Below are 26,974 nucleotides of genomic sequence, written 5' to 3'. Positions count from 1 at the left end.
TTGTCTGGTCATCAATCAAGCTTTGAAAGAGAAAACTTGCAAAGACATGTTTGCCATGTATAACCTACATGCCATCGATCAAATAGTTAGGGCTATGCGATGAGCGATTCATTCAGGCAGACGGACACGCTCGCCTCGAACAAACGGAAGGATACGCCTCCTACTTCCGATAACTCCCAGAATCGGAAGTCTGCAATGCAGTATCCAGTAAAGGATAACAAGATGCCGGCCCCGTATCCGCTGTTTAACACCTATAAAGAATTCGTCAATCACACTAGCGATGAGCCCGACCCGTGCATACCGCTGGTGATGAACTATCTGGGGAATTTTGATGCACATCTCAAGCCCATGGATGGTTTCGAAGCCGTCCGCGGTTTTCTGCGTTCGTACTCCAACGTCGAAGCGACATTCGTTTCATATCGCACCCATGCCGAGCGCCTGCTGCTTTGGGCATTGTTAATCAGAAAGAAGCCCCTAATGGAGCTGCGTCGCGCAGACGCTGAAGCCTTCTTGGAATTCTGTATGGCTCCACCCATAGGTTGGCTCGGCCCCGTGACACGCAGTAGGTTTCAGATCGTGGCATCCAACAGAGATGCAGAGCTGTGCCCAAATCCACGTTGGCATCCATTCTCGGTGAAAACATCGAAGCACATGAATAATGCGGTTACTGGCGTACCATACCAACCATCACGAGGGAGCATTTCCCAGGTTTTCTCGGTTTGCAGCAGCTTGTACGAATACGGCCTTGATGAGGGCCTTACGTCAACGAATCCCTTCAGAGCGATCAAACAGAAATCGCGCTTCAAAGCGTCGCGCTCAATGAAGCAAACAGGACGCGCCCTCACGCCTCTTCAATGGGACTTCGTTCTGACCACCGCTGAAAAAATGGCAGCAACTGCTCCTGAACACCATGAACGCACCCTGTTCATCGCCGCGACGTTGTTTTCGATGTACCTACGCGTTTCAGATCTCTGTGGTCGGGTGAATTGGCAGCCCACAATGGGCTCATTCAAGACAGATCATGAAGGCAACTGGTGGTTCTACCTCATAGGTAAGGGTGACAAAGCCGCCAAGGTAGCTGTAAGGCCCGAATACATTGATCGTTACCTAAAGCGATACCGACGCTTCATGGGGCTGCCTGAACTGCCATTACCTAATGAACAGACCCCTCTGATTGCGACCTTGAATGGTCGTCCAGGGTTATCCACTCGAACAGTTCATTCGATCATCCAGAAGCTGTTCGGCCAGGCTATTAATGAAATGGTGAACGAAGATCGCCAACCTGGCGAGATTGAGGCTCTGCGACTGGCCTCCACACACTGGCTTAGGCATACGGCTGCGACACTTGATGCCCCTTGGCGAGACCCCAAGGACTTGCAGATGGATCTACGTCACAATAATTTGTCCACTACTCAGGACATCTACTACAGCAGTTACGAAGATAAGCGCTCGTACTCGCTTAAAAAACTGGGTTTGCAAAATCGCGACTGATATTCAGAGATAACTCTCAGAGACTACTGGTAGAAAAATCATGGGATCAATACCCCGTCCTTGCTTTGAAACGCTAAAAGAATTTGCAAAGCTAGACCCCGACAGCGTCGATGGCGAGCTCTCTGTAATTCAGGATTTTCTCAACCAATGCCCAGCTAGCAGTCTGTCTACAAAAAGCTACTTGCTGGTGAAGCAGTTCTTGATTAAGCATACCGAACCTACGCGCTATACAAACTACCGGAGCTGTATCGAACGACTCTTGCTATGGAGCATTTTGGAGGCAAAAAAATCCATAACTGATTTGAATGAAGGCGACATTCAAGAATTTATGAGTTTCTGCACATCCCCCCCGAATTCCTGGGTGGCAGATAAGTTTTGTCGGCGATTTACTCCCGGCAAACTGAAACAGGCAATAGGATTTAACCCCGCTTGGCGTCCGTTTCGCTTTGAACAACCGTTTATTGGGGGGGGTCGTAGTCGCATAGTGTACATGGCTGGTAGAGGCGCGCTTGCTATGCAGATGTCTGTAGTTGCAAGTTTTTTTATGCATCTGCACTACAGTGACCTTATAGCAATCAACCCAGCGCAAAGGTTACACGCTGCTGGCTTTTACGCTATAAGCCTTCCTGTTCACACTGGTGCGAATGTCTTCACCGACGAAGAATTTGCGGTGTTGATGTTGACGCTTAATAACCTTGCGAATAGGGACATCAAACATGAGCGTACGCTGCTCATGATTGCGTCCGTTTATTATCTTAGGTTGCAACCATCTGAGATCGATAGCCTAGGGGGAGATCTAACAATAAGTGCTATGCGCCTTATGCAGGATGGAACTTACGATTTAGTGGAGGAGAAATTTCCCAGCAATCACGCGTGGAAAATACATCCTGAGTTTGTAGATCACTATATCAATCGTTATCGTAAGAAATTTGGCCAACAATCCATTCCGTTGGAGCATGATCACACATTGTTGCTCGGAAAGATTCGTGGCAAAGATTCAATTAGCTCTGCTCATGCGAGACTGTTATTCCGGACAGTATGTCAGGCCGTCATTGATAGCCTTATCGAGAGCGGATGCGTGGTCTCGCCGGACTCAGGGTTCCGTAAAGCGAGTCTGCTCTGGTTGCGAGAAACAAGTATGCACCACAGTTCAAGGACGTTGGGGATGGATGATGTAATCAGACTTGTGCGAAAATCAAACGCCGAAACTGCCTACCAACGGTTCTTTGCGTGGCGTAGTTAGAATCCAGCAGGTCTGCCCTACGTTTCTGGGGGAAGTTTCAATCAAGCCTTTTTTAACTCATCTAAATGGTTCTTTAGTTGAGTTAGTTATAATGTTCTGCCGGTGGGCTGAATCTCTGCATCAGGCCACGTGACTTCATTGTGAGCACCTGCTCATCGCCCCCGGAAGTTCTGAAAGCCCGAACCACACTGTTAAGTTACGATGGTGCCTACCCTGCGGGGACGGCCGGCGTGAGTCGAGCCCCCTCTGTCGGCGGTGTTTCGTCCCTGCGTGCGCTCATTCGTACGTCTGCGTGCTCCGCATGCTAAGCGGCTCGCACTTGCATTGATGCGATTACGGCGTGCTACCATATCGCCACCCTCCCCTGAGTTTTCACACTAGGTAATCGCCATGGACGATCTAGTCATAACGCATTCGGATGTGTACCAGAGCTGGAAAAACCACCTCTTCAACTTCAGTCTCGACGATCCCAAAACGAATGTACCTGGGTTGCGCAAACCACAGTTGGCAGCGCTTTACGCAACCCAGGGGCATCTGGTGGTCGATCCCTCCTCCACCGCTACGGTGGTTATGCCAACAGGGACAGGGAAGACTGACACCATGCTCGGGCTGATCATCGCTGCGAGAACGGCTATTTCAAAGCTACGTTCACAGAAAACCAGCATCTGACTCAGTTTTATCTCAAAGAGCGAAATCTAGGTTATGACTCAATCATCTAACTTCCTAAAACAAAAACTGGAAGGCATACATGCCGCACTAATGCAGGCCCATGCAGACTCTACTAAATATGCTCCGAGCATTACCGGAGCCGAGAGAGAAATAATTAACCGGTCTCTTCTTTCTCTGATTTTGGCCCCTGGCTATCGCGTTGGCACTGGAACAATTTTTGATCAATACGGAAATGATTCAGGTCAGGTTGATATCGTTATTGAGCAACCATTCTCAATCAGCTTCCCGATCAGCAGCGACCAGAACCGACTATTCTTAGCTCCGTCTGTATGTGCCGCATTGGAAATCAAATCCAACCTTGCAACGCAAGGTAAGAAGGCGATGGACAAAGCAGCTTCCATCAAGGAACTGTTCAGAACTTCAGTAAAAGGTGATGACTTCCATTTTCTTGACGAATTTTCAATCCCAACATTTATTATTGGATTTAAAGGCCCTTCCACAGAGGAAGGTATTGAGAATATATATAAATCTTTTTCCAACAAATTCATTCCCAATGGGATATTAAGTATTGACGGCGCAATTTTTTATGGAAGAGCGCCCGGACAAAATGGCTTTACGATTGCCAAAGGCAAGGCCGCATCTCTTTTCGCATTTCTCCAGTGTGTTACTGCCACACTGCAGCATGCTGGCAGCAACGAATTTAAGCTACATAAATTCCAGTCATTGATCGGGAAAACTCGAATACTGAAAAGCTAAACGCTGTTGTCTGCAGATCACTGCTCAGTTTGGCTATAGTTTTAGCACGTTAGGGCAATCACTCAAGGCTAGAAGCAACCAGCCACCTCAAGGGAAATCGTAGAAGGAATCGCATGGACATTGTAACTCTCGAAAACCAAGCCATTACTGAGTTCCTCAGCATAGTTAATCGGCAGCAAGCGTTACTTGCCCGCATAGAGGATCAAATCACCACGCAGCCGATAAAGCCCATCGAGAACAAATATAGAAGACAAGGCCAGAAGGCCAAAGATAAAAAAGCAAATCGTGGATCATCAAACAATTCACTTGAAATCCAAAGTCGCTCTGAAGGTTTACGAGAAGCACGTCTGCATGAAAAAATTGTAGAGTATCCATTTCTGCTACACACCCCTGAACTCTATGCAGGTGAATTACTGCTTGACTCAATAATTGACGAACTCGCACTCCCTAACAAACGCCGAGCTGACTTTGCCTTCATCTCAGGGCAAAACCAAGTAATAAAAATTTCGCTAGTCGAAATTAAACGCGCCTCCGACAAAGTATTCAAAGATAACGCCCAAAAAACTGAGTTTTCTAACAAAGCAAAAAAATGGATTTCACAAGTTGAAGAATGGAGAGATAGCTTTGCATCTGAAGATCGAAAAAAATCTCTACTCCTCAGCTTAAAACCTTTATTTAAAAACTACCCAGTCCCACTATTAACACTAGCGGACAATGTAGCTAGAGAAACCCAAATAGAGATAGACTACATACTAATCGCTGGCAATGAAAAAGTTGACACCCCGAAACGCCAACATCTAGTTGATAGTCTCTACCTAGAAAATGATATTCTTCTAATGCCTTACCCTGAAATGATTGAACACGTTAAGAGGCACCCGCGCCCCAAACATATGATCTCAATATGGGCAACCGGAGTTCACGTAAAAACATCCTCACCGAGCCTACCGCATTTCGGAGATCTTAACGAAGATCCACTCGGCGTAAAAATGGCTGGCCTTGGGATGAATCACTTCGACACATCAAGAAGGAGGACTTGTTTTCATCCCGAGACCTTACGCGAAATATTCTACCGTTCCGCAGGCGTTTGCGAAATCCCTGGCTGCGGCGTAAAAATTGTAGCCAGCGATGGAGTCCAAGGACATCTTACGCCGATTTATAATAATTTTCCGGAGCGATCAACGCTCCCATTTGAAGCTCTTTTGTGGCGAGAGCACACTGCGCTTCTATGCGGTAACCATATAGCTGCATTTAATGAGGGTGAGATCTCTACCTTAGGGAACTGCCATTTCCTTAAGGAAAAGCTGCAGCACAAGTCCCCATATCGTGCCCACCTTGATCATGAGCTAATGGAGTTCATGACAACATTGACGAATAGAGTCGCAACCAAATTTCTAACCATCGCAAATTGTAGCAAAACAGAAAGCACTCTCTTCGCCAAAGAAATAACACAATGGATAAAATCCATCTCCTCTATACCCGTGGACATTAGACAATTCTATCAAGAAATCGTCATACACTACTTTAAGAACGGGAAACCAACAAGAGGGAAACACACAGAAAGCAAACTACTGATTTCGCTACCGTACTACTACCTAACAAAGGCCAGGTTATTGCGAAAAAACCCAGAAACGCTAGAAATAGAGCCAACCATGCTTGATGAACTTAAAAAAACTAACAATCTTAGTGATATTTACAGAGCGTTCACCTACTACAACATGTTGCACCGTAATGGACACAGCTGCCACTACTAACACTCTCAAATATTGAACGATACTTTTTCCTAAACACTCCAATAGTACAGAATGGCGGCAACCCCAAAATTTGCCTGTAGCTACTGCCACCTCCCGCTGATTGATGTACTGGGCGCCTCGGTTTCGGGAGGTGCAAGGAAGCAGGGTATTGGTGGCACCCCATGACCGAGGAAGATAGCAGCCCTATCCGACAAGTCTCTGACCCAAAGCGCCGGCGCGCTCCGCTTGCACTTTCAACAGAGCATTGAATGTGAGCCTGCTCAGATGGCCCTGTATTGAGGTTCCGTGCCCTTGTTGACGGTGGGGCTGCCGGCCAGGCAGTTCCTTCTGATGAACGAGCCCTCGCGCAGATCCTCCCCAGCGGTTGCGCCCGCCCCACTCCGCACATCCGCTGCGAGCTGACATTGCCGGATACTTGCGGGGTCACCAACCAAGGGACATGAGGACTCCTAACTTAGATCCTGGCTCTACCTGCACGGCTCAACGCCCCCCTATACGACCTTGGATGACAGTCGTACACTTCAGTCGAAGCATCGAACACGTCACAAGCAATGTACGAAGAAATAAAGCCATCCACTAACTCAGCGCAATAGGTAAGAAATGCAACAGCTAGAAGACATGATCGATGAGCTTTTTGATGAAAACCCCATCCTAAAGCTGCCATTTCCATACATTTACAACCAGTTCTGCCAAATTGTTACGCATAGCCTTCTTGATACCAAGGAAGTGCCATTCAGCACCCTAATACCCTACGCCTTTATATTCAACAAAGTCACAAACTTCACTAATCACACCCTAGAATCATGCACCGACTCAATGTATGAAATTAACCAGGAAGACTTCAAACATCTTTTTGCCTGCGCCAACCTAAACATAGTATTCCCCTTTATTCGACATGAAATCTACAGCCTGACACAAGAAGGTGAAACTGAATCGTACATTGACTATTCCAGCAAGGACGCTGAAACCCACGAACTAAACGACATCATAGTTACCCAGCTATCACTACCGGTAATCCCCGCACTTGAGCGCAGCCCAAAAACTCTGGCGGAAAACATTAGATACCGGCTAATCAGGGGAGAATCGATGGATCCATTAGCTTATCGTGAATACATAGCCGCGATGTATACTAATCCGACAAACACTTTTATCGAAGCAGACATCGTCCCGGACGAGTTCTATACGCATATTGGTTTTTCGTCAGCAGAAGAATTCAAAAGAATCAGAAACGCGTTCGTGTGCGTTGGCCAAACCTACATTGACGTGTCGATCATGGTCAACATGTACCTAGCGGCAAACGAGATCTACGACAGCCCTCTAGGCAATCAGCTGTGGCAAGGCCTAGCTATGGCCAAACTCAAGAACTCCGTACTCAAAGAGTATATCCTGAATCTAACCAAGTCATCCGATGAGGATTACGAGAAATTCGCCGAATTTTTCTTTTGTAGCGCAGGCGAAAACACCGATCTACACAACAAATTTATACCTCCCTTCTGGCAAATTGAAGACGAAATCTACTTCTGCCCTGCCATAGTCCCAACTCTCCTGGGCGCCCGAAACCTTCTTATCTCCATTCAAAACAACAAAATCAAAAAAAAGAAATACAAATATGACAATATGATTTCCAATCTATTTGAGCCTGCACTGCTAAGAAGAGCAAAAAGTCACTTTGAAGCGCACGGCTTCGAAACAGCTTTTGAGAAGGATTTCGAAGGTGGAGAAATTGACCTCCTAGCGTACTGCAAGAAATCTCACTCCATCATCACAATCCAAGCAAAAGCGACACTTTATGCCGAATCTGCCCGTATGGCCATAAGGCTGGGCGACAGAGTATTGGAAGGTATTGATCAAACAATTCGCTTCGACATGCTAGATAAAAACTCGAAGGAAGCACTTTACAAAAAAGCATTCCCTGAAATCAAAAACACAGAAGAGGTTAATCACCTCCGCGCTATTCTCACCAACTCCGGATTTGGAACCACTTTTAGCTGGGAGAAACTGGAAGAACATAACATCACCCCAATAAACTGCAATATTCTCAGAAACATTCTCCCGCACTGCGAATCTCTACCTGACCTCCCCCAGAAGGTAAGCCAGTTCATTCAAAGGGCCAAGGCTGAAATTGAGTTTGATGAAACCACAAAGGTATTCGACCTGCCTGGACACACCATCTACCAAAGACATGTTGAGCCGTTAGGAATGAAAAAACTGTTCGATGCTCAGTATTGGGGAGAATAGTTAGAAACGACATCATCTAGGCCTTATACAGAGGCCTCGAGATCGCTCCGGGTAAGTGCTCAGTGCCGACAGCGGTGCGGAGAGACCACTGGCCAATGCGGGCATTAGCGCCATAGTGGCGGCATATAGGCCTACACAAAGCGCAGCGTGCTCCGGAAAATGCCTCTTCACCAAGGGTACATTCAGCACGTTTGCTGTGGCGATGCCCATAGCGATAAGCAACGGGCCGGTGTAGGTGCCACTGGAGCGAATGACACAGCCGATGGCTATCAGGCACAGAGCTCCGAACAATGCTTGTTCCAATCCAAATCGTCGAGTCAGCCGGGGAGCCAGTGGTGACGCGGACGCGAACATGAGCAAAGGCAGGGTGTTCAGGAAACCCGCCGCCGCAGGCTTAGGGAGAAATACTGCTGAACCTGATAAAGAACTGGCCCGAGAGATGTCATCGGCACACGCAGGTTGGCCGCAATTAGCAAAATGTCAATGAGAAAGGAAGAAACAAAAAGAGAATTCTCAGCGCGAACGGCTGAAGATGAGCCTGTCATGAGCACCACGCACAGCTGTGCATAGGAACGTTGCCAGTCTCTACGACTATCTCGACCGCCGACCTAAAGCTCTTTCCCAAATCATGCACTGCTGATCGAAGTATTTCCCCCCTAAAGAAGGGCCCCGCAGGGCCCTCTATTTGCGCTCTACAGATTTTTACTGGGCCAGCCAGCTCTCGACTGTGTCGGAACCGTGCTCGGCTTTCCATTCCTTCAGCACTTTGTGATTGCCACCCTTGGTCTCAACCACTTCACCCGAATGAGGGTTCTTGTAAACTTTAACCGCGCGAGCCTTGCGGGTGCCCTTGGTTTCAGCGGCTGCAGGAGCGCGGCGGCTAGAAGACTGCGGGTCGAGAATCGCGACGATGTTGCGCAAGCTATAGCCATACTCACCCAAGAGATCACAGAGCTTCTTTTCAAACTCGATCTCACGCTTCAGACCATCATCGTTTTTCAGTGTTTCAAGCTCTGCCAATTGGGCAGCAAGCTGTTGTTCAAGCGCGCGGAATTCAGCGCGACGGGACATGTAACACCTCAGATATTTAGTGTTGCCAGTATAGTCAGTACTATCCAAAGTAGACAATCGAAGGTGCCCTCCGACGCCTAACGCTGACGCTCACGCCTTGCAGACATGTGAGCATCCAAGTGCTTCATTTCAGCCTGCCATTGAGTCAGAAATTTGTCCCAGTCATGGCCGTACGGGCCATCGACCAAGCGCGTCGAGCCGATGCTCGCTTGTAGAAAACGCTCACGCCACGGCTGTGGAATACTGGCCTCGTCAACGATGTTGATACCGGAACTGTGGCGCTCAATCAGGACTGCTTTGCGGACAGCATCAATATCGAGATGTGGATGACGCTGGTTTAAGTCGACGCGCTCTTGGTCTTCAATGTCGTCAAGCACATTCAAAATAGCGACAGCTTGTGGGTTGCCCGGCACCAGGTGCGAAAGTGTCCAGAGGGCTTTGCGCCTGACAGACTCACGCGTACGAAGATCATCAGCCATGTTCAATGCCTCGATTGGAACCGGCAGTCAGTCGACGATAAAGGTCGGCTAAGAGGCGAGCATCCAGCAGCGCGTGATGCGGAAGTTCCGGGAGCGTCACGTCGCCGATATCATCCGCTTCGAGATGCCTGAATAGCAGGATCAGGTTGGTTGGACTATTGGCAACGTTAGCAGGCCAACGATGATTTACGTAGGCCAATTGGCAGAAGAGATCCCAGTCCCAATCCGGCGCGTCCGAGCAAATCTCGAGCGGGCCTTCAAGGTTACTCAAGAAAGCGAGCAGTGAGGTTTGAGCTTCGACCAAGGGTTGCCCATGTTCAGGCAGATTAAGCTGTGGCAGGACATTTTGAATCACGAAGTCGCTGCAGTCCTGAGTGACGTACGTGTCTGTGAGCTCGACGTAGTATTCGTGCCCGGCTTCGGACACGAGTGCCAGCGAAATCAACTTCGTGTCTCGGTTGAGCCGAGTGAACTCACAGTCCAAAAATAGCTTCATCCTCTCCTCCGTAGCCCTTACCCTTTTTCACCTAGTTTAGAGATCTACATCGTCAAAGATGTTACGTCCTCCCCCCGTTGCAGAGGGCCGAATCAAATCGCTCCGTCCGACTGCTGGTTCCTCATACCGCTCTTGCGAGACCTCACTCACCCAATCGTCAACTCGACGCCGTTGGGTATCGACCACATCCTCGATACCTGGCCATCCCGGAAAGGCCGCGTAAATACCCTCTAGCTCATCAATAAAATCAGAAAAGTGGTTATCAGGATCGTTTTCGTAGCAATACGATTCCTGCAGGGACTTGCGAACCCTGTCCAGGTCAGGCAGCACATGTTTCTGTACATCGCTGTAGAAGTCTTCACGCTCGTGGCTAGTGAAGAACTCATGCATCTCGTTATCGTAGATGTGCCCGAGCTCATCATGATCAAAGACAAAGTCCCGAATTTTGGTGGAAATCGCTTCTCTCGCTGACTCAGGTAAAAGCCCTTGCCGTAGCAGACGGAGAGCTAGATCAGACGACCTCGTGAACAGGTTTATCGCGAAGTCACGAACCAAGCTGGAATGCAGCTTTCCATCTACTCTCGAGTAGATGCATAGGAACGCGTCATTTGTCCTGCGTTGCAGGAAAGAATACAGCCTCCCCCGCCTCACGCGCTCCATCTCGCCTTCGCATGCAACGTATTCACAGCACCGATTCGCGATTGCTGCGAACATGCTTGAAGGCAGAATCGTAGCATTTTGAACCCCTGCGTTGCCGCATGTCACCAGTTCCATCAACCGCTCAATCGGTGTTCCATCCACAAAAATCTGCAGATGTTCAGGACTCTGGGCGAGTATCAACGCAAAAGCATCCCCAATCGTAGGATGCTTATATCGCCAGAAACGTCCATCAGCCGTATCTGCCATCTGAAGAAAACTACCCCGAAGGCTCTCCAGTGCTCGGATACACCCGGCCTGGCTACCGCCCAGCCTTTCAATTGTCTGCATCTCGCCGCTAGACAGACTCACCGGACTTTCGATTGCTCCATGCTTCATGTAGAGAAGAGCAAGTGCGGCCTGGCTCTCGTCATCCATGCCCTGCATCGTCTCGACGAGCCATCGCTCCTGCTTCGCGACAAACTCGTCGATATTTTTCTGGTCAATCTTTAGCGCTTTGGTGAATTCAACACTTCCCAAGCGCCGAGCAGTCTCGGGAGCGAATCGACTGTGAGCTGCCACTGCAGGAAGAAACTCCTTCAAGATCGTCCGAACCCGCTGTGGTTGGTTTCCAAGCTTCACATGGTTGTAGAGGATTTCTGACTTTTCCTGGGAGGTTAGCTCTTTCACGTCGATGACAACCTGACTCTCTTCCATCAGAGGAAATGCTGTTTTCTTGAGGTCACGCCGTGCGCTGTTGTAAATGTAGTCACGGCTGGTCAGAACTATCCGATGCCCACCTCGGATCATGGTCGTGAGTGCAGGAAGAATTCGGTTCCACTCCATCACCAAGTCTGCTTCGTACTGCATCGCCCCGAAGGCGTCATCAACCCATACGAACTGCGATGCTTCTTCAGTATTCCAGTGATCTCTAATCTGCTCAGGCCTCTCCAGCTTCAATACTAGGCTTCCCCATTTATCCATCGCACACATGGCCATGAGTGAGGCAATCGTTGTCTTACCTGCTGCGGGCTCTCCAACCAACAGAACAAACCCATGCTGCTGAAGGGCTTGAAGCGCTTTGCGATAGGAGCCCGTCACCACGAGCTTTGAAAGGTCGGGAAGCTCCGTCAGCAACGCCTTCGTCTGCTTGTACCGTCTCTCATCCAAGATCTGGCTAAGGTCGCCAAGGCCGTAGAGTCGGGGCACATTCATGCGCAGATCACTGTTCAGCTGGATCTTCTCGCAGATCCAGGTCGAGCCCAGCAAAAGCACGTGCTTGGCCCCAGCATCCTCAAACGCCAACCGTATTTTGAGATTGCTATCCCCTGTCCAGCCTGCGTTTGTCATCAGGACATAGACATCACACTTTCCTTTCGCGACGAGTCTGCGCACCTTTTCAAGCTCACCATTCACATCAGATAAAGTGAGATTGTGATCACGGCGCGATGTGAACTTGCACTGGATGACGAATTCGCCTGCATACACTTCGTTTGGCTGAGGAGACCACGCTCCCTTGAACCCACCATCGCGGCCTCCGTCATTTCCTTCAAGGAACGTCTCGACTGTTTGGCCCAAAACTGTTGAGGCTACCGCCATGCACAGTTGCTGAAAACTATGCCAACCTAAGAGATGAAGGTCGTATTTTGGGGGCGTCATGGGCATTCGATCCTTGCAGCAAAATCTAGAGGTAGGACAGAGAACCATCATAGCGGAACTGCAATAACACCGGGGCTGTTGTGGCAGAAACCGCAATTACCTGGTTTCAGGAGGGTAGAATTGTGAGGATAATTGACATATGAAACATATCCGGCTGATTCTCCATGGCGAGAGCGCCGCGAACGCGGGCGAAGCCAGTACGGATCATGCGAAAATTCCTCTTACAGCGAGGGGTGTAAACAGGCGTACTTGGTGGCCAACTCCTTCACCGGTTCTCCCGGTCTGATCGTTGCCTCTTCCTTCTCTCGAACTCAGGCAACAGCTATGGCTACCGTAGCGAATTTCCCGGACGTCCCGTATGAGATCTGGCGCATTCATGAATTCACATACCTTGAGCCAACACAGTGTGTGAACACGACCGATGCCGAGAGGCGAAGGTGAGTGTCTAGATCGGATCCTGCGTTCGTGGACGGTTCCGGTGCGGAGTGTTTCCTAGGTTCGTAGCCAGGGTTCAGGCTTTCTTGGGTAGGCTTTCGGATCATCCTGCACAAAACATCGCAGTATTTTCACATGGGCAGGTCATCAATGCGGTGGCTTGGCTGATTGAGCGTAAACCGCAGCAGATAAATGACCGAGCTCTGGCTGATTGTCGTGAGTTCGAAATCCTGAGCCACGCCCCCAACTGTGGCGGTTACGCGATGACTAAGCCGGCTGAAGACCCCCATTGGAGAGCGAGCATCTCAATGCCTGAAGAACGAGGCGAAACGCGCCCAGAGCGGTGATGCCAACCTCGTTGCAAACCGATTGGCATTAATGTACTGAGCAGCGGCTTCGCCAGCTTCTACAAGATGGTACTCAATACCTCTCCTAGGCTCTCGCCCTTGCTGCTCTCAAAAATACCGGCCTCACCGAACAGCACCTGGATATTGGCCTCGGCGAAGAACTCGGCTGTTGTGAAGTCGGATGCAGTGCTCGCCGGCAGTACCAGGATCAGCTTGGTATCAGCAGTCCCGAAGCAATGCCGATAACATGCGAGCTGACCATACGCGGTGTAAAGCTGTGGCGATATGGAGGCGCTGATCTTGACCTCAAAGATTACCCTGGCCCTGTCTGTAGCCCTGTCTACCAATGCCAAGTCGACACGATGCTTACCAACCCGTAGCTCGGAATGGCCATCAACAAGCTCGTCCAGCTTGCGATGGAGGGCATTGCAGAGCGGGCCATGGAGATACTGGTACTCGCAGGAATCGCTGCTTGGAGTATAGGACTTGCGGCCCTCGAACTCTTCCTGCTCTCGCCATTTAGCACCCGATTCATCTTCGCCATCGAGAACTACACCTGAGTGCTCGGCATCATCCTCTAGCTTCGCCTTTCTCTGATCCTTGAGCTCTTTCACCTTGAATAGGAACTCTGCGATGTCATTCGCAATGCTGGGGGCGTTTGTTGAGTAAACAGCAATCACATCTGCTGATCGCCCGTCATCGTCAACCAACATCAGCCAATCCTGAAAGTGCTCAAGCGCGTCTGCACGAGGTACCCGGGTTCGCTGACTTTATTGCTGCGCTCAGTGTGACCACCACGCCAAGCGCAGACGGCAAACTCCGCCAGTCGCAAACGAGGTAAGCTTATGGGCGACCTCTCCCAGTCAGGGCCACCCAGTGTGCTGGTCAAATCCGATGCAAACGACTGGTCAAGTCAAATGCAAATGAGTGGGCAAGTTGAATGCAAATGGCTGGTCAGGAGGAGTGCAATTACCCACCTGTCACAGTTTCGTAGGGATTGGTGCTCCGGCTCATCCATGAGCCCCTCTAGAAAAGTGTGAAAACGTGCATGCCTAGCGACTGCTATAGCAGGAACAACAGACGACGCGACGGGCTCGGCGACATGCACTGAGATCTAAAATCTGCTTAGCGATGAACGCTGTCACTCGTCGGTTTGCGCCTAGATCAAATAGCCGTCGTCTTATGCCTTCAACGACATGGAGGATGTCCGACTATTAAGCGATAAGAGACACTGATAGCCACTTGCTTCTAGGGGGTGATGACGTCATCATTTCGCCATCATTTAGGCCATTTGAACTCGGCCCTGTCTTACTGACAAAACGCCCTGAGTCGGACTTTTCTAGTTTGCGCCTTTGGTTGATGAGCACGCTGACCTCGGTATGCTCGTGGAATGTCAGTAGTCCCTAAAAATAGATATGGATATTTTGATGTCGTTTTTGAAGAGCATCACTGGGGGGATCAAGGCACTGTTTTCTAGCCAGGAATACGAGGGCAGTGAACCACTTCTACCGAAAATTGATCCTGAAAAGCTCAAAAAAGAGCTCCGGATTTTAGAGATCGCTCAAGCCCATGGAGCCGCAGGCATTCCTGCCTTCAACGACACTCAGTTGACGGATGTGGAGCACCAAATTCGAGGCACCCTCGGAAAAAAACGTGAGACCACGGTTAAGTACGGTCAGCAAGTTATCCAGCAAATTCAGCAGCGAATGGACTCCATCGACATTACTGCACAAAAAAATCAAACCTTAAATCAGGGTAAAGAGTTTGAGCATATCGCTAACCAGATACTCTCAGCACAAGATGGACGCTTGGCAGAGGCTGAACGAGAAGCCAAGTCAAAAAAAAATCTACTAGACGCGTTTCGTATCCAGAATAGACTGCCAGATATTGAGGCCGAAAGGATCAGTTCGGATGGAAAGTTACTTAAAATCGCTGTGTTGGCTACATGTTGTGTTGTGGAAGGATTCGTAAATGCCAATTTTTTTGCATCTGGAATGGCAGGAGGCTTAGTAGGCGGGTTCCTTTTAGCCTTCACACTTTCATTTGCAAATATCATAGTTTGCTTTGTTGCTGGTCAACTTTATACAAATAAGAACCATGTAAAAGTTGGTCGTATCCTCTACGGTTACCTTTCAGGATTGATTGGACTTTTCTTTACTATCGGACTTGGTATTTTCGTGGCCTACTGCCGGTACGCTTTACCCCTTATGGAGGACGAAGCGCAGAGTCCACTCGCGCTTATTCTGCAAAGCATTCAGTCCCACGTCATTCCATTTCAGGATTTTGAATCCTGCGCCCTATTTGCAGTAACCATCATTTGCGGGGTTTTCGCGATATATGAGGGTTATTTCTATACCGATTGTTACCCAGGTTATGCCAAGGTCTTTTCCGCATACGCTAAGTCACAACGGAGGTATACAGCTCTGGTCGCAAACCTTCGAAAAAGCCTAGAAAATCAAAAGACTCAAACCCTGCAGATCATTGATGAGAGCGTAAAAAAAGCTGAGGCTGACGTTAAGGCATTAAAATTCAACATGGGGCAGAAGTCGATCATCAAGAAAAGAGTGACCGAGACATTAGTGATGGCGGACGAGACTTTGAAGGCGCTTACCCAATATTATCGATACGAGAATCGTTTGAAGCGTCCACAAAACTCCCCTAGACCTAACTACTTCGATCAACCTATTGAGTTTCCAGATTTGGAGATGCCTGACTTCACAATAGATCGCGACGAGGCTCGATTGACTACGCAGGAAAGGCTTTTGAGCGAAATGATTGAAAACATCGTGCCCATTCGCGGGCAGATCCTATCTTCATTCAATTCCAAGTTTGACCAACTGCAACCTCTGCAAAGCTCGATTTAAGGATCGCCATGTCGCTTTACGAAGAAGATCGGAGTATGGGGAAACGCTTATTGGCAATTACCCTTATCTTCCTAGCTGCAAGTGCGGCGTGTTGGTTCGGCTATGCCGCCTTTACTAAAGAGACCTTAGATAAGGTCACATTGTGTCCGAGTAAGGGGCCTCGCGGGCAGTATGTTGTGCTTATCGACAACACCTCACCATTTCCCTTCACGCAGAAAGCCGCCATGGGGCAGCGCCTAAAAAGTATGGTGCTGAACGAAATCCCGGAAGGCTATCTGCTATCGGTCTTCTTGCTTGATGAGGACTACAAACAAAACGAAAGCCCAATTTTCGAAAAGTGTAATCCTGGTCAATGGGGTGACAAGAACCAGTACACGTCATCTAAAAATTTCGTTACTCGTGATTTCAATGAGAAATTCGCCAAGCCGCTCGATGCTGTGGTGCGTAAGATTTCATTGAGTGGGCGAAGTAAAAACTCCCCTGTCTTTGAAATTCTTCAATTAGCTGGAATTAACGGATTCCAGCACAGCAACGTCCAAGGCGACAAAAAATTGGTTGTCTATTCCGACATGATGGCCAATATGCCTCAGTTCAGCATGTACAAAGGCGTGCTACCCGCTTATACCGAGTTCCGTAAAACCTCATATGGACACCTTTCCGTTGCGCCGGGCCTTGAAGGTGCAAGGGTGACGATAAACCTTTTAGCAGCTGACCAGAAAACGATTCCATACCTCAAGCTTACCCAATTCTGGGCCGAGTACTTCGAAGCTAATGGAGCTTCCCTCGAAACTATCGAACCTATGGAGGGTCTCTAAATGGATCTGCAGTCGTTATTCAAGAAGGTTAAGACCTACTTCATAATCGCGGTAGCTCTGAAGATTGGACTTGCGACGGCAAGCCTGAAAGTGGCCGATCCGTTCTTATTAGGTTTTGTGCTGCCATTGCTGGTAATGGTTATTTACTGGGGGGTTGGCTTTCGTGTCAGAGATAAATGGAATACAACGCTAACGCTAGCCAAGTTTGCGGACTCGGTGTACTACTTAGGTTTTTTGTTCACTGTTGCCAGTATCATTATCTGCCTGCTCGATATTAACTCTATAGGCGACAGCCTGAATGGGATGGCCATACGGTTCGGGGCCGCGATGGTTAGTACTGCAATTGGAATGTTGGCCAGAGTACTGCACACGGGCTTCAAGGTAGACACCAACGACGCAGTCAAGAGTGTTGAGGAGCGCGCGATTCATTCTGCCGAAAACCTCGCTATGTCTTTTGATTCCACCAGCCAACAGCTTGAAGTTTTCAGAGATCAAGTCATGGCTGCTTCGAAAGAAGCGGTGCAGAGCGTACATGAACAGATAACTACCATCTCAAAGCACAGTACCAATACGATGGATGCATTTTTTGCCAATGCGACCAGTCAAAGTAACCAAGCCTTTGAACGAATCCTCAAACAAGCCTGCGATGCGAGCTCGAGTTTGCTCACCACCATCGACGGACTTTCCGATAAGAGTAAGCAAACACTAGACCGTATGGAAAATCACGCCCTCGACTTCGGCCAAAAAGCGCAGGAGCGAATGGAGCAGACCTTGTTCCCGGATGATCTCTTTGCACAAAAACTAAAGCCAGCAATTGAAACGCTGTCCGGCACCACCGACAGCCTAAACGAAGGCGTCTCAATATTGGCTACCGATGTTAAGACAGCCGCTCGCATGGTCGGTAACGCGATTCGTGGCTTAAACACCAAAACGGAGTCAATAGGGGAAGCCGTTGCTTCGGTAGGCTCCATCGTGGAGAGCCAAGAACAACTTGTAGTCGCGATGAGGTCACAGACCAAAGACGCGATGGAAGGCATGGAGAGAACTCAGAAAGAGTTTATGGACTCTCTTGATGATCAGCGGGAAGATTTCATGGAAGATATGAAAGCTAATCACCAATTAATCGCCAAGATCGTCGAGAAGCTAGAGGAACTAAGTACGATCGTCAGAGAGAGCAGCGCTAATGACCGTATCAGTAATGAGGTGGGCCGCGCGCTGTATGCCATCAACGATGCAGGTATTAAGTACAATGAGACCGTTGCGGAAAATATCCGTTTGACACTGACACCTCTGGTCGAAGCGGTCTTGGCCAACAATGAGAAGCACAAATCTCTCCTGGCACGTGTGGATCAGAGTGACCGAACCATCGAGGTTGCCCACTCGCATCTAGACGAACTTATTGGCAAAATCGAAAAGATCAACACTCTCAATGTGCTTCCATCTACCGTTAATGAAGCCATCGTAATGCCTGAAACCGCACTTCTAGCCGACTCAGCGTCAGCACTCGATAATGCAGCTGACGTGAGAACTGCCTGATGAGCTCCAAAAATGATCAGGTGTTTCAGCTATCGCTTACGGAAATCTGGATCATCTTATGCTTCATTCTGCTGCTCCTGATGGGCTACAAAGTTTGGGAGCTCACGCATAAAAATAAGGAGATGGCGGAGAGGATTGTTACTTTCCAAAATTTCGATGAGCGCGAAAAAGCTATCAAGTCTGCAAGTGATGAGCTCAAAGTCCGTATGGCTTCCTTGGATGTGAAAAATCCCGACGAAATCATTTCGAAGCTGGTCGACGCCTCTAAAGCGAAAGAGGAGACCGGACGACTCAAGGTGCTTCTGACTCAAAAGAATGAGCAGCTGACAGCGCTAGCGGTTATCGATAAGGCTCTACAGGAGGCTGGAACTAAAAATAAAGGAGAAGAAGCAAAGCGCCTGATCTTAGAGACGATGATGTCCTATGAACAGCTCAAAAAGCTGGTAGTCGATCCCGACCAAGAAAAGGATGCCCAGCCTACAGACGTTATCAAGCGAATTGGCGCTCTCCAAGCAACCGAGCAACTGTTAAAGACTGCGATAGGCCAAGACGGTATTCCCACATCTGAACAGATATCTGAAATCGTCAAGAATGCCCAAGCCTATGCTCAAGCAGAGAAGCAAGGTGCGAATCCAGCGACACTGCAAAAAACCAACAGTGATTTGAAAGGGCAGGTTCAATTTCTGCAGAACAAACTCAACAAAGGCAAAGGCGGTGATCTTCCGCCGTGCTGGGCAAATGAGGCTGGTAAGGCAGAGATGTTCCTCACGGTATATCTGAAGGAAGACTCATTGAGTTTTGAGTCAGCCTGGCCCCCGACTCGTAAGGCTGATGCCGAGGCGCTTCCAAATTTCTCCGCATTGATGGCAAATACCACTCGCACATACGAGGATTTTCTTCAGGCAGCACGCCCCATTTCAGACCTTGCCAATCAGCGAGAATGTAAATTTTATGTTCGATTGGCGAGTAAAATCCAAGGCGCCGTAATGTCTGATCGACGTCGGCTGATGATAGAGAACCTGTTCTATAAAATTGAGGTCAGACGTTAGGGGCTAACTACGCGGCGGCCTGTTTTAATATGTCTCGCTCTTCAGTGACGCGCTTGAGTTCCGCTCGCAGACGACGCAGATCATCGTCCTGCTGCCGTTCTTCTTAGGGCTTGCTGTGGCGCTTTATCCAGGCATACCAACAACGACCTCTTCAATACTCCTGACTCTGAAAACGCCACGGTGGTTGGCAGGCTTTATCAGGATGTTGCCGATGAAATTCGCAAGGGGAGTGAAAAGGCGTCTATCCCTGTGGATGCTTTGTCGGCGATTTATTATCGGGGGCCTAGTTATCCTTCCTGGGTGACATGCCCCTTTGATTCGGCGATTGGCTGGCTATCGGCCCGTCACGCCGTAGCCAGCGTAGAGTCCAAAATTTCGAATCTGGATTACGGGGTCAGGGAGGTTCGTGGTAAGCGTCCGGGCATCACGTCTTGCGTATCTAAGCCGGTTGCCAGCGAGGCCAGTTCCTGGATCTCACTTGCCCGCTGCGTCGGCAGGCGAGTGAGAACGTCCTTCAAGTAGGCATACGGATCATGTCCGTTGAGCTTGGCCGACTGCATCAAGCTCATCAGCGCAGCAGCCCGTTTGCCATTGCGTAACGACCCTGCGAAGAGCCAGTTTTTTCTTCCAAGAGCCCAGGGACGAATTTGCTGCTCGATATGGTTGTTGTCTAACAGAGCTGACACAAACGCTGAGTGCGCGGCGTTCAACGGCTCGAACCTTACGTGATTGGTCTCTTGGTTTCCTACCTGTCCCAAGCTAGAGCCAAGGCGTAGGTATGTCCTGATAGCCTGCGATTGATCCAATATTCCCGTAGTTCCCAGGGTTTCCGTAGTTGCCCGCGTTGCCATAATTGCCGTAGTTTCCGTAATTAACACCTCTGTGCATGCTTACCCTATTAAACATTAACCGGTTTTTCATGATTTTTTCACCGAGATATCGCCCGTGCATGTCGATAAAGATATTCTGAGATTCTAAAAAGTGGCCAATGTTCGGCCCTCGCGGCGAATGTAATTGACCGTTAACGAAATTTGCGATGTGCTGCCCCCGGCTATTAAATAAAAACTCCACATTTACTCCTACTCAAGAATTTGGTTGAACTTTAATAATGACTTATCTCGCATAGCATAGGTATTGGTCAACCCAATGGGTGGTACCTTGGCAGGCGAACCGCGCGTCATTCCTCTTTTTTCTGGGCCAGCTAGGCTAGTTGAATGAATTATGAGTATATAGATGCCGCCCACGGCATAGACATCCCCCAACTCTCAAATTCCTCAGCTGTAACAGAGACGTTGCTCGAAGCTAGAGGCAGAGCTGAAGGCTACATCCATGGCCTTGTAGACGCTGGGCATCTGTCGACGAGAGATACCGACCGTGATTACCTAATTTTGAGCATTGTCCAACGGAGGCGTGAGTATTTGCATAAACTGCTGAACGATTTTGGCTATTAAACCAAGGCGAGCTATGAATCCATCCGATGGATAAATGAGTTTCACCGGATAGCGGCAATTTGGAGCGCTCCGCACGTCTAATTCGGAGCGCTGCTGATCAAAACCGTATTAGCCATCCAGCGCTCATCAACTGCCATGCAGTCATACCTCCACTACGCCAGAGATCAAGCATTCAATCTTCTGATTCGAGACGATCACACGACCGAAGCAATTTAAGAAAGCTAAGTCGCCCGCCCCCACGCTTGAAGCTACCAACGATGTAATTTCCCTCCCCCGTTTCCAAAAGCCAGAAACGCCCTTCTTTCCATGCCCTTTGAATTTTCGTCGTACAAATGATTCCGCCATTGGCTATTCGATACTCCTCGTCTTCCTGGAGGTGATCGAAGAATACGCCAAGGCACCTGTCTTCTATGATCACCGCATCACTGATAAAAGCTGTAATGGCTACGGTGTATTTTCGAAGACTTGCCTGTACAAGACGACTCAGTTGAAAGTCACTGAGATACTTACTATGAAACTAGTGGCGATTCAAAGCCGCCTTTGCAAAGGACAATACAGTTTTGCGAAAACCTATTTCGGATGGGGGCTTCTGGGGACAGTTGCACTGTCGGTAAGCATCTTCTGGTTGCTTGGCCCGATTTTCTTTCAACAGGATCATGGCAGAGGTGATAGGGCAATTTCGGTAACCTTCAGGATTTGGAGTTTCGTTACTACTTTCTACATGATAGGGGTCTGCATTGGTCTCAATTACATCCGAAAAAGAGACGATCGTCGGCTGTTGAACCTCTACATCATCATGCTCATCGTCTGCACTGCTTTATTGTTCCTATCCAGCTTGGCGGCAGCGCCCGTTTACTGGTTTAGTTACGGAGTGACGGCCTTCATCGCATACAAAATTCGGACGAACCAAAATCTTCGGGAATCGTCCAAATCCTAGAATGACTGAAGCAAGAGCAAACTAGAAAGCTACCAACGTTTTTTGTGGGCGCTAGTTCATCACAATTGAACTCACCATGGCTCACCGACGCTCTAGGCGCGCAATAGTCCCTACTTCAGGCCCATAGTGTCAGAAAAGTACTTTTACGTATGGGCCCCCACAAGAACTATCAGCAGGTCGGCTGCTTACCCCTCACCAGGCGGTAGGCGTACCTGCATCCGATGATGCCGACTGTGTGTACGATACTTGGATGTGCAGCGAGAGCTTATGGAGTAGTCGTTGAAAGACTGGGACTTGAGCTATGAAAGCAGGCTTGCCGGCGAAGTGTCAAACCTCTGTTGCCAGATCCTAGACCTGCTGACCTCATTGCTAGCAAGCTCGTCTACCACAGTTTTTGACTACAGGTCAGGTCAACAGATCGCCCCATTTACGCTGAAACGCTTGTTCGTCTGCCACCATCTGCTGGGTAAGCGCGGTGATCCATCCGGTGGCAAAGGTGTTCGCTTCACGCAGCAGCGACATAATATCGTCGACCTGAAATTCACCTGGTTGTTGCACCGCCTCTGCTTCGGTCAGCATTTTCCGCACCATCATGTTCAGGTCTTGTTTGGAAACGACTTTGGCCAAGCCGTAGGCCATAGGCACCGATTCGTTTTCGACGTCCACCACGGCACCTGGCAGTTCCAGGTACTTTTCGCAAATCATCAAAAAACCCGTGAAGTACGCTTCAAACACATTGTCGTGGCGTAATTGTTCCGGGATCTTGTGGTACGAGAAACCGTACATGAACGAAAGCGCAAAAAAGATGTGCGATTCCACATCGGCTTGGGGCTCGCCCGATAATTTATGTGCCTTGGTCAGTACAGCATCGAGGCATTGAATCGGCAGACTGAACAACAATACGTCGTCGGCGTCGGTGAGTTCGGCTTGCAGGGCTTGCGAGATGCCGCGCATTTTGGCGATGGCGGCGGCTCCATCGGCCACCAGTGGTACGGTGTCATCGCCCAGCAAATTATCAAGCTGATTGTCGAAACCAAGCATGGCCACCGATGCTGCCGCCGCCAAATTTGGCTGGGGCTGGAGTTGTTCTTGCAGCAACTTGTCGAGGATCTTGTCGCGATTTTCCAGCACGAATTTGACGAACACATGCTCCTTAAGCGCCAGTCGCACAAAACCGGGCAAGAAGGCGTACAGAATGCCAGCTATCTTTTCGATATTTTCATCGTTCCGCAAAGCCGCCAGCGACGCTTCGCCGGTCTTCTCCTTCAAATAAGGGATAATTTTCGATTTGTTCTGCTCAATGGCTCCGCCGACATAGCCAAGGAGTTTGTCCTTGGTGCCATTTTTAACAGGCGCAGCTGCTTTTTCCGGCGTGATTTTTTCCGTCTGCGCAGTCACCGTGCGCACTGGTGCTTGCTGAAGCAAAACATCAGGTTCAATGAACGTAAGCGATTCCACTTCATCGTTGGCAGTGTGAACGGGCTCCACCGGCGCTGGCATTTCGACCGAAGATCTGATCACTTCGCCAGCGCGCGAAGCTTTCAACGCCGCATTGATCGCGGAAAAAAACGGCCCGAGCTCCTTTTCGCCAGCCTGAGTTAGCGTGCCGATCTTGCGGCCATTGATATACAGGTCGCGCTTGATAAAATTAATAGTTTCAGCGTGGCGCCAGAAGAACAGCCGGGGCGAATCCATCAGTACTTTCAGGGCGAAGGTTTCGCGACCAAACAGAAGCCCTTCCTTTGCGCCGCCGAACAGCGTGTCATCGATCAGTATCAGCACATCATCAGCGATCAGTGATCCGCCGTAGGACTCGAGCGCACCTTGAAGTTTTTTCGGCGGAATGTTGGGTTTCACGAACACCCGCTCGGGCGCCAGGCGCTGCGCTGCAGTGACCATGCGCTCCACCACCTGCTGCACATGCACATCGGAAAGCTCGGCTGGGCCGCCGAGCACCACTTGGGCGACCGCGCCGCCAGTACGAACCACTTCCCGCCACTCACTCAACAATGAAAAAAAGTGCTGGAGGTTTTTTTTGTCCACCACGGACATGCTCGTGACGGCTTCGCCGTTAAGGTGGATTTTGGCGCCTTTTGCTTCCAGCTTTCCCACATCCTTGAACTCGAAAGGTTCCATGTCGGCAAACACTTCTTTGAAGCCAAAGAAGTCCTCTGCTATCAACGCGCCTTCTTTTCCGCTACCAAACACCGTGTCGTCGATCAGAACCCTGATGCTAGCTGGGTCTTCATTTAGGCCATACGAGTCCAGTGCATTATTCAGCAGCTTGAGTGGAATTTGCGGGGCGACGTAAATACGGTCGGCGCCCGAATAACGTTTGGCTGCAAGAAACTCCAGTAACAACATATGTGCACCTTCAATTCGGCCGCCCGCTCCGAGCAAGCAGTTTAAAAAATAAGATCTAAGGGGATTTCTTAGCATGTTGTCGGCCGATCTGCCGCAATCTTGAGCGCGCATATTGTCTGACATACCACTTCACGCGCCCTGCTCGCGTGAGTGAGCAAGTTTTGAGAAAAGCCCTCATGGCAATTTTCACGATATATTTTTCTGATCTGCAACCCCGACCATGGCTCCAGCTCAATCGCCCGACATGAGCATCCTCGTTGAATCCCATACGATATTTCATTCCGTGGCGCTACGAACCAAGTTGTCTTTCCAGCCGAACCCCTTCAGAGCGGACGACAATTTTTAGTGGCACCTTGAGCAAATACCATCTGCCAAATCTTGTGCATGTCGACAGTAAAAAAAGCGAGTTTTTTGACTTCGCAGTTTTCGAGCGGGTCAGCCTACCGTGCATTGCGTCTATGGGCGTTTGGCTATCATCACGAAACGTGGTCTATGCTCGGCACTGCACACATGATTGTTAGCCTTTTCTATCTCGACGCCTGCTGTCATGGGCGTTTTGACATCAGTCCCTTGTAATGGGCACGGCGCAAGATGTGGGTGAGCGAAAGTGAAGCGTTATCGACGTCGGCGGGAACGAATGCTTTGGAAACAATCTAGACGCAGGAGATTCAACGTGGAAGAAAAATGGATGTTGGTCGCATTCCCCTTAGCTGCGTTCATCGTCGCATGGGTACTTGCCAGCTGGCGCGCTCAACGCAACCAGCAAAAGATGCTCACGGAAGTTGAGGTCACTCGTTCCACTTTAGAGCAGGCCAAAGCTGAGTTAGCAACTCAAGAGACAAAGCTCGCTCAGCTGTTGGAGCAAAAAGCCGCCCTAGATATCGCCTATGGACGTATGGAAACGGATCGGGACAACAACAAAGACCAATTAGCCAAGCTCGATGCGGAAATCATTGACCATAAAACCGAACTCAAACGCGCCCGACAATCAGAACAGGTAGCTCGTGAGAGCAACTCGAAGGCGCAGGAAACCGCTGCAAAACTACAAGAGCAGATAACCAGTAACGCCGCCACATTCACTGAACGATTGGCTGAGCGCGATCAACAGCGCGCGAAATTGGAAACTCAGCTATCAACGCTCGAAACCCAGATCAAACAGACTGCAACCCAGCTCGGAGAGACGCGCGAATTGCACGCGCAGGCTCAGACCCAATTATTAGAGAAGCAAAATGAGCTGAGCACCTATAAAGGGTGGTGGGAAACCACAAAAGCCGATCTCAAAATTGCGCAGGAAAACTACGCTGCTTTGGAAAACGCTCACGTACAACTCAATACTTCGTTGCAGGAAAAACAATTGAGTTTCGACGCGCAATTCAAACAGTTGAACGAAAACCGGGAAAGCCTTACCAAAGAGTTCGAACGCTTGGCCAACGATGTGCTGGAGCGCAAGGGGAAGGCTTTCAAGGAGCTCAACCAAGAAAGCATAAACAATCTAATTGCCCCACTACAGACCGAGATGAAAGGTTTTCGCTCGCGCATCGAGGACATCCATACCAAGGACGCCGAACAAAGGGTTGAACTGCGTACCGAGTTGAAGAACCTCCAGATTCTGAACAAAGACATCACCGACCAGGCGGAAAAGCTAACTACGGCCCTGCGTGGCCAGAAGAAAGTCCAAGGCAACTGGGGTGAGTTGATGTTGGAGAACGTTCTCGACAACTCCGGCTTGCGCTTAGGCACTGACTACAAACGCGAGGTGAGCTTCAACACGGAAGACGGCCGTCAGCGTCCGGACGCCATCGTTTATCTGCCACAGAACAAGCACATGATCATCGATGCCAAGACATCGTTGGTCGCTTACACCGATTTTATCAATGCCCAGGATGACCTAATAAGGGCCCAAGCTTTGGCGGCCCACACCGCAGCCGTGAGTGACCGCATCAATGAGCTAGCCGACCGGAATTATTACCGCCTCGCAGGACTGAATTCGCCGGAGGTGGTGATCATGTTTATCCCGATTGAGTCCGCGTACGTTGAAGCGCTACGCCATGATGAATCGCTTTTCCAGCGGGCCATTGAGCGAAATGTACTGGTAGCTACTCCGACTACATTGTTGACCAGCCTGAAAATCGTTAAGCAGCTGTGGAGTTTTGAAGATCGCAACAAACACACCGCAGAACTAGCCAGTAGAGCCCAGCGCTTCTACGAGAAGCTTCATGGTTTCCTGACGAGCATGCTGGCTGTAGGCAACCAGCTTGATAAAGCTAAGGATACTTACGAAAAGGCGTTGGGACAGCTTTACACAGGAAGAGGGAACTTGATAAAGCAAGCGTCTGAATTCAAGGAGTTGGGCGTGTCCGTGCAGAAAGAGCTACCAGTTGAACTGCTGGAGCGGGCAAAGCTGGAACTCGATGCTGATGTTGCGTTAGCAGTGGCAGAAGAAGCGGCCCCACCACTGATCGCCGTGTCTTAAAAAGCTTTGAAATGGGAATCAGTCTAATGCTGCGAGTGCTTGGCAAGCATCTATCCAGTCACGATTGTAAGGGCGATGGTAGCCTGAGTTTTTGGACGCCATCGCCCCTACTCCCAGGTCTGCTTAACGCCAACGAACTTTATCCCAAGCCCTGCGCAGTTTAAAAACCTTCCAGAATTGCATGCGGCCTCGCGTATCGACGCTCCTTAATCCA

Annotated in this window: 18 protein-coding genes and 3 pseudogenes; 13 read left to right on the top strand and 8 right to left on the bottom strand. The window is 49.5% G+C overall.

Translation table 11 applies throughout. From position 1 onward, the window contains the following. Nucleotides 1-195: 195 nt before the first annotated feature. The 6 genes from PPTH39_RS01685 to PPTH39_RS01660 all read left to right on the top strand — a co-directional run bounded on the left by PPTH39_RS01685 (nt 196) and on the right by PPTH39_RS01660 (nt 8,148). Entirely contained in the window at nt 196-1,491 is a 1,296-nt protein-coding gene (locus tag PPTH39_RS01685; RefSeq protein ID WP_130871470.1) for a tyrosine-type recombinase/integrase, read from the top strand. A gap of 40 nt (nt 1,492-1,531) precedes the next feature. Then, nucleotides 1,532-2,734, top strand: a complete 1,203-nt coding sequence (locus tag PPTH39_RS01680) for a hypothetical protein (protein WP_130871469.1) — start codon at nt 1,532-1,534, stop codon at nt 2,732-2,734. Nucleotides 2,735-3,124: 390 nt separating this feature from the next. Next, complete coding sequence (locus tag PPTH39_RS01675) at nt 3,125-3,403, top strand: DEAD/DEAH box helicase family protein (RefSeq protein ID WP_232527586.1); 279 nt, start codon at nt 3,125-3,127, stop codon at nt 3,401-3,403. A gap of 33 nt (nt 3,404-3,436) precedes the next feature. After that, nucleotides 3,437-4,159 (top strand): DUF6602 domain-containing protein, encoded by a 723-nt coding sequence (locus PPTH39_RS01670; RefSeq protein ID WP_130871468.1) that lies wholly within the window; start codon nt 3,437-3,439, stop codon nt 4,157-4,159. Nucleotides 4,160-4,272: 113 nt separating this feature from the next. Further along, a complete protein-coding gene (locus tag PPTH39_RS01665) occupies nt 4,273-5,910 on the top strand; it encodes a Shedu anti-phage system protein SduA domain-containing protein (RefSeq protein WP_130871467.1) in 1,638 nt (545 codons plus the stop codon). Nucleotides 5,911-6,510: 600 nt separating this feature from the next. Beyond that, nucleotides 6,511-8,148, top strand: a complete 1,638-nt coding sequence (locus tag PPTH39_RS01660) for a hypothetical protein (protein ID WP_130871466.1) — start codon at nt 6,511-6,513, stop codon at nt 8,146-8,148. 702 nt (nt 8,149-8,850) lie between these two features. Here the strand turns inward: PPTH39_RS01660 and PPTH39_RS01650 are convergent. The 4 genes from PPTH39_RS01650 to PPTH39_RS01635 all read right to left on the bottom strand — a co-directional run bounded on the left by PPTH39_RS01650 (nt 8,851) and on the right by PPTH39_RS01635 (nt 12,489). Next, nucleotides 8,851-9,219, bottom strand: a complete 369-nt coding sequence (locus tag PPTH39_RS01650; protein WP_130871465.1) for a histone-like nucleoid-structuring protein, MvaT/MvaU family — start codon at nt 9,217-9,219, stop codon at nt 8,851-8,853. 77 nt (nt 9,220-9,296) lie between these two features. After that, the gene (locus PPTH39_RS01645) at nt 9,297-9,698 is read right to left on the bottom strand and encodes a hypothetical protein (RefSeq protein ID WP_130871464.1); all 402 of its coding nucleotides are present in this window, start codon (nt 9,696-9,698) and stop codon (nt 9,297-9,299) included. Beyond that, on the bottom strand, nt 9,691-10,194 hold the full coding sequence (locus tag PPTH39_RS01640; RefSeq protein ID WP_130871463.1) for a 3'-5' exoribonuclease: 504 nt from the start codon (nt 10,192-10,194) through the stop codon (nt 9,691-9,693). Before PPTH39_RS01640 ends, PPTH39_RS01645 begins: the two co-directional genes overlap by 8 nt. Nucleotides 10,195-10,230: 36 nt before the next feature. Next, nucleotides 10,231-12,489, bottom strand: coding sequence for an nSTAND3 domain-containing NTPase (locus PPTH39_RS01635; RefSeq protein WP_130871462.1), 2,259 nt, complete (start codon nt 12,487-12,489; stop codon nt 10,231-10,233). Nucleotides 12,490-12,628: 139 nt separating this feature from the next. On the opposite strand from PPTH39_RS01635, the pseudogene PPTH39_RS23650 reads away from it, so the two are divergent. Further along, nucleotides 12,629-13,271 (top strand): annotated as a pseudogene (locus PPTH39_RS23650) (histidine phosphatase family protein). Between the two features lie 59 nt (nt 13,272-13,330). Here PPTH39_RS23650 and PPTH39_RS01625 read toward each other — a convergent pair. Next, the gene (locus PPTH39_RS01625; protein ID WP_198417390.1) at nt 13,331-13,984 is read right to left on the bottom strand and encodes a hypothetical protein; all 654 of its coding nucleotides are present in this window, start codon (nt 13,982-13,984) and stop codon (nt 13,331-13,333) included. Between the two features lie 714 nt (nt 13,985-14,698). Between PPTH39_RS01625 and PPTH39_RS01620 the strand changes: the two genes are divergently transcribed. The 4 genes from PPTH39_RS01620 to PPTH39_RS01605 are packed head-to-tail and all read left to right on the top strand — an operon-like array spanning nt 14,699 to nt 19,535. Beyond that, nucleotides 14,699-16,135, top strand: a complete 1,437-nt coding sequence (locus PPTH39_RS01620; RefSeq protein WP_130871461.1) for an ECF transporter S component — start codon at nt 14,699-14,701, stop codon at nt 16,133-16,135. Between the two features lie 8 nt (nt 16,136-16,143). Beyond that, nucleotides 16,144-16,950: a hypothetical protein gene (locus PPTH39_RS01615; protein ID WP_130871460.1), complete on the top strand. Its 807-nt coding sequence runs from the start codon at nt 16,144-16,146 to the stop codon at nt 16,948-16,950. Further along, nucleotides 16,951-18,486, top strand: coding sequence for a hypothetical protein (locus tag PPTH39_RS01610; RefSeq protein WP_130871459.1), 1,536 nt, complete (start codon nt 16,951-16,953; stop codon nt 18,484-18,486). Beyond that, the gene (locus PPTH39_RS01605; protein ID WP_130871458.1) at nt 18,486-19,535 is read left to right on the top strand and encodes a hypothetical protein; all 1,050 of its coding nucleotides are present in this window, start codon (nt 18,486-18,488) and stop codon (nt 19,533-19,535) included. The genes PPTH39_RS01610 and PPTH39_RS01605 overlap by 1 nt, the downstream gene beginning before the upstream one ends. Nucleotides 19,536-19,554: 19 nt before the next feature. On the opposite strand, the pseudogene PPTH39_RS01600 reads toward PPTH39_RS01605, so the two are convergent. Continuing rightward, nucleotides 19,555-19,671: pseudogene (locus PPTH39_RS01600) on the bottom strand (IS3 family transposase); the annotation flags it as partial. Between the two features lie 303 nt (nt 19,672-19,974). Continuing rightward, a pseudogene (locus PPTH39_RS01595) lies at nt 19,975-20,209 on the bottom strand (transposase domain-containing protein); the annotation flags it as partial. Between the two features lie 1,153 nt (nt 20,210-21,362). On the opposite strand from PPTH39_RS01595, the gene PPTH39_RS23490 reads away from it, so the two are divergent. Then, nucleotides 21,363-21,923, top strand: a complete 561-nt coding sequence (locus PPTH39_RS23490; protein ID WP_165446469.1) for a hypothetical protein — start codon at nt 21,363-21,365, stop codon at nt 21,921-21,923. A gap of 405 nt (nt 21,924-22,328) precedes the next feature. Here PPTH39_RS23490 and PPTH39_RS23600 read toward each other — a convergent pair whose 3' ends face one another. Further along, nucleotides 22,329-24,287, bottom strand: a complete 1,959-nt coding sequence (locus PPTH39_RS23600) for a hypothetical protein (protein ID WP_198417389.1) — start codon at nt 24,285-24,287, stop codon at nt 22,329-22,331. Between the two features lie 673 nt (nt 24,288-24,960). Between PPTH39_RS23600 and PPTH39_RS01575 the strand changes: the two genes are divergently transcribed. Then, entirely contained in the window at nt 24,961-26,760 is a 1,800-nt protein-coding gene (locus PPTH39_RS01575) for a DNA recombination protein RmuC (RefSeq protein ID WP_198417388.1), read from the top strand. Nucleotides 26,761-26,974: the final 214 nt, after the last annotated feature.

The sequence above is a fragment of the Pseudomonas bubulae genome, from assembly GCF_900618535.1.
Classification (GTDB): Bacteria; Pseudomonadota; Gammaproteobacteria; order Pseudomonadales; family Pseudomonadaceae; genus Aquipseudomonas; species Aquipseudomonas bubulae.
This window is presented reverse-complemented; position numbering and strand designations above follow the sequence as displayed.